Origin of the sequence: Citrobacter sp. CK189 (genome assembly GCF_030333505.1) — a bacterium.
Taxonomy (GTDB): Bacteria; Pseudomonadota; Gammaproteobacteria; order Enterobacterales; family Enterobacteriaceae; genus Citrobacter_B; species Citrobacter_B koseri.
In genome coordinates this window covers 1-3,977 of record NZ_JAOWFV010000009.1, presented here as the reverse complement: position 1 = coordinate 3,977, position 3,977 = coordinate 1, and the positions used below count along the sequence as shown (strand labels likewise).

At 49.5% G+C, this 3,977-nt stretch carries 3 protein-coding genes and 4 tRNA genes; 1 reads left to right on the top strand and 6 read right to left on the bottom strand.

Translation table 11 applies throughout. From position 1 onward, the window contains the following. Window position 1: 1 nt before the first annotated feature. From OGV83_RS00085 to OGV83_RS00070, 4 genes are all read right to left on the bottom strand, one after another. A tRNA-Thr gene (locus OGV83_RS00085) sits at window positions 2-77 on the bottom strand. A 5-nt stretch (window positions 78-82) separates the two neighbouring features. Further along, window positions 83-157, bottom strand: a tRNA-Gly gene (locus OGV83_RS00080). A 117-nt stretch (window positions 158-274) separates the two neighbouring features. Then, window positions 275-359, bottom strand: a tRNA-Tyr gene (locus OGV83_RS00075). Window positions 360-367: 8 nt separating this feature from the next. Further along, window positions 368-443: transfer RNA gene (locus OGV83_RS00070), tRNA-Thr, on the bottom strand. 397 nt (window positions 444-840) lie between these two features. Between OGV83_RS00070 and coaA the strand changes: the two genes are divergently transcribed. Next, window positions 841-1,794: a type I pantothenate kinase gene (gene coaA / locus OGV83_RS00060; protein ID WP_024130653.1), complete on the top strand. Its 954-nt coding sequence runs from the start codon at window positions 841-843 to the stop codon at window positions 1,792-1,794. 30 nt (window positions 1,795-1,824) lie between these two features. Here coaA and birA read toward each other — a convergent pair whose 3' ends face one another. Both birA and murB read right to left on the bottom strand, forming a co-directional pair. After that, window positions 1,825-2,787 (bottom strand): bifunctional biotin--[acetyl-CoA-carboxylase] ligase/biotin operon repressor BirA, encoded by a 963-nt coding sequence (gene birA / locus OGV83_RS00055; RefSeq protein WP_049011715.1) that lies wholly within the window; start codon window positions 2,785-2,787, stop codon window positions 1,825-1,827. Further along, complete coding sequence (murB, locus tag OGV83_RS00050; protein ID WP_060815940.1) at window positions 2,784-3,812, bottom strand: UDP-N-acetylmuramate dehydrogenase; 1,029 nt, start codon at window positions 3,810-3,812, stop codon at window positions 2,784-2,786. The genes birA and murB overlap by 4 nt, the downstream gene beginning before the upstream one ends. Window positions 3,813-3,977: the final 165 nt, after the last annotated feature.

The window sequence follows — 3,977 nt, the reverse complement described above, 5'->3', positions numbered from 1 at the left end:
GTGGTGCTGATACCCAGAGTCGAACTGGGGACCTCACCCTTACCAAGGGTGCGCTCTACCAACTGAGCCATATCAGCACGTCTGGAGCGGGCAGCGGGAATCGAACCCGCATCATCAGCTTGGAAGGCTGAGGTAATAGCCATTATACGATGCCCGCATCCTGGAACTCGGCTACCCAGTTCTTTCTGTAACAAAAAAAGAGACATATCTCTTTTCTTATTCGAACCGGTTAATTTTTTCAACCAGTTCAGACAGCAAACACGCTGCCAGAAAGTGGTGGTGGGGGAAGGATTCGAACCTTCGAAGTCTGTGACGGCAGATTTACAGTCTGCTCCCTTTGGCCGCTCGGGAACCCCACCGGACTTGATGGTGCCGACTACCGGAATCGAACTGGTGACCTACTGATTACAAGTCAGTTGCTCTACCTACTGAGCTAAGTCGGCATCAAGTAGCGCGCATTCTATGGAGACCTGCGACCTCATGCAACTAAAAAATTGCATAAAATGTTCTATCGCTCACATTTTGCACGACAAGACTGCTAAATGGCCTATTTTTAGTCAGGTCAGTGCGATTTTTCGACACCAGGATGCTAACGGCTTAACGGAGAGCATCATCATATCTGTGTTTGAAAGAGAAAAATTCTTCTTTTACATATGGTATATCCGTCACATTGCGTTTCAGGGATAACTTATCAGGAGAGATTTTTTCTTATTATTCCCTCCCATCTGGTGTTACCCTCCTGCCCATTGTCCAAATTAACTGAAATGTGTCGTGCCATTGCATGCCGGGGATGATTCGCTTTTTTATCGCTGACCTGATGTAGCAATGACAGCCAGAAACATGCTTATGAGTAAAGAGCAAACGTTAATGACGCCTTACCTACAATTTGATCGCAACCAGTGGGCTGCGCTTCGTGATTCCGTGCCGATGACCCTGACCGAGGGCGAAATCGCACGACTCAAAGGCATTAATGAAGATTTATCACTGGAAGAAGTTGCCGAGATTTATTTGCCCCTGTCGCGTTTGCTAAATTTCTATATCAGTTCAAACCTGCGCCGTCAGGCTGTTCTGGAGCAATTTTTAGGCACTAACGGCCAGCGTATTCCTTATATCATCAGCATCGCCGGTAGCGTTGCCGTGGGCAAAAGCACCACCGCGCGCGTACTGCAAGCGCTGCTGAGCCGCTGGCCGGAACATCGTCGCGTCGAATTGATCACCACTGACGGTTTTCTACACCCTAACCAGGTGCTGAAAGATCGCGGGCTGATGAAGAAGAAAGGCTTCCCTGAGTCTTACGATATGCACCGTCTGGTGAAATTCGTATCCGATCTCAAATCAGGGGTGCCAAATGTTACCGCACCAGTCTATTCACACCTGATTTATGATGTGATTCCAGACGGAGATAAAACCGTCGCACAGCCCGATATATTAATTCTTGAAGGCTTAAATGTACTACAGAGTGGAATGGATTATCCTCACGATCCACATCATGTATTTGTTTCTGACTTCGTTGATTTTTCTATTTATGTTGATGCGCCTGAAGATTTACTCCAGACGTGGTACATCAACCGCTTCCTGAAATTCCGTGAAGGGGCGTTCACCGACCCAGATTCTTATTTCCATAATTACGCAAAATTATCGAAAGATGAAGCGATCAATACCGCCGCATCATTATGGAAAGAAATCAACTGGTTGAACTTAAAGCAAAATATTTTGCCCACTCGTGAGCGGGCCAGTCTGATTATGACCAAAAGCGCCAATCATGCGGTCGAACAAGTCAGGTTGAGAAAATAATGTAAAAAGGGAGCCTTAGCTCCCTTTTTATTATTCTGCGCTGCGTAAAGATATTTCTCCGCCCATCCACGGCTTAATTACGCCATCCTGTTCAAGCAACAACGCGCCTTGCGCATCTATCCCACGGGAAATACCAAATATTTCTTTATCACCAATAATCAGTTTAACCGGTCGGTTAATAAAATTATCCAGTTTTTCCCAGCGAGACAGGTAAGGTGCCAGACCTTCCTGCTCAAAGAGTTCCAGCGCCGCACGCAACTCTTTGATTAGCGTCGCCGCCAGCATGTTGCGATCAAGCGTAATGCCCGCTTCCTGGAGATTGATCCACCCCTGATTCACGACGCCTTCTTCCACACGGCGCATGGCCATATTGATACCTGCGCCGATAACGATTTGTGCAGCGTCGCCCGTTTTACCCGTAAGCTCAACCAGAATGCCTGCCAGCTTGCGATCGAGTAAATAGAGATCATTAGGCCACTTAACCCGAACCTTCTCTGCACCCAGATCGCGCAGAACCTCAGCCATCACAATGCCGATCACCAGACTCAGCCCGATCGCGGCTGCCGGCCCCTGCTCCAGACGCCAGTACATAGAAAGATACAGGTTCGCACCAAATGGAGAGAACCATTTCCGCCCACGACGACCACGCCCAGCCTGCTGGTATTCCGCTACACAGGCATCACCCGACGTCAACTGGCCGATACGATCCAGCAGATACTGGTTCGTCGAATCGATAACCGGAAGTACCGTGACATTCCCGCTGTCCAGTTGTGCATGGATGACAGAAGCATCTAATAATTGGATAGGTTCTGGCAGGCTATATCCTTTGCCAGGTACGGTAAACACATCAACTCCCCAGTCACGCAGCGTCTGGACATGCTTGTTGATGGCTGCGCGGCTCATTCCCAGTGTTTCACCCAGATGTTCACCCGAATGAAACTCACCATCGGCCAGCAAAGAGATCAGCGTCAGGGGAACGGTATTATCCTTCATGCAATGATCTCCACAGCATTCACTTCACCAGTCTGCCCGATAAACCGAACCTCCGGTTCCAGCCAGACATTAAATTTCTCACCCACGTTCTGACGCACATGATGCGCGAGTTTCACCACATCCTCGCTTGTCGCATTATGTGCGTTAATCAGCACCAGGGCCTGCTGACGATGTACCGCAGCGCCCCCGATACTGACGCCTTTTAGCTGGCACTGATCGATCAACCAGCCGGCAGCCAGCTTCACTGAACCATCGGCCTGCGGGTAATGTGGCGCACCGGGAAATTGCGCCAGTAATGTGTGCGCAATCTCTGCTGCAACAACAGGATTTTTAAAGAAGCTACCTGCATTACCATTTACTTTTGGATCGGGCAGTTTCGTGGTGCGCATATGGCATACGGCATCAAACACCTGCTGCGGCGTGACCGTTTCAGGTTCAAGGCGAACCAGGTCGCCATAAGTCAGTACGGGCTGCCACTGTTTTGGTAAACGCAGGCCGACAGCCACAATGGCGTAACGATCCTGATATTCATGCTTGAAGATACTATCACGATAACCAAAGCGGCACTCTGTGGCACTCACCCGTAGAGACTTTCCGGTTGCCAGCTCGACACAATCCACATAGTCACAGACCCGCTGTAGTTCTACACCATAGGCGCCAATGTTCTGGATAGGAGAAGAACCGACGCACCCCGGAATAAGCGCCAGATTTTCCAGCCCCGGCATACCTTGCTGGAGTGTGTATCGTACCAGGTTATGCCAGTTTTCCCCCGCCCCTACGTGCAAGTGCCATGCCTCGGGTTGCTCTGTCACCTCAATACCTTTGATACGGTTGATAATCACCGTTCCATGAAAGGTATCAAGAAACAGAACGTTACTCCCTTCGCCCAGTATCAGTACCGGATGATTTGATGCTTTAGCCGATTGCCAGGCATCCAATAGTTGTTGTTCATTTTCGGCACAGACAATCTCGTTAGCGCGTTGATCGATACCGAAGGTATTCCAGGGTTTGAGGGAGTGATTCATAGACGCTTTCCTGATGCAAAATCGCGTCTAGTTTACCGCATATGCAACAGTATGGCTTGTGGTTATGTAGGTGGGATAAGGCGCAGCCGACATCCGGCTGCACCCGGGCGCATGAACGCAAAAAGGCCATCCCTCAGGATGGCCTCTTCACTTTAATTAATGCCT

What these genes read in the sequence shown, in the direction of transcription:
- coaA (WP_024130653.1), top strand. Translation starts at nt 841, where the DNA reads ATGCTTATGAGTAAAGAGCAAACGTTAATGACGCCTTACCTACAATTT.
- birA (WP_049011715.1), bottom strand. Translation starts at nt 2,787, where the DNA reads ATGAAGGATAATACCGTTCCCCTGACGCTGATCTCTTTGCTGGCCGAT.
- murB (WP_060815940.1), bottom strand. Translation starts at nt 3,812, where the DNA reads ATGAATCACTCCCTCAAACCCTGGAATACCTTCGGTATCGATCAACGC.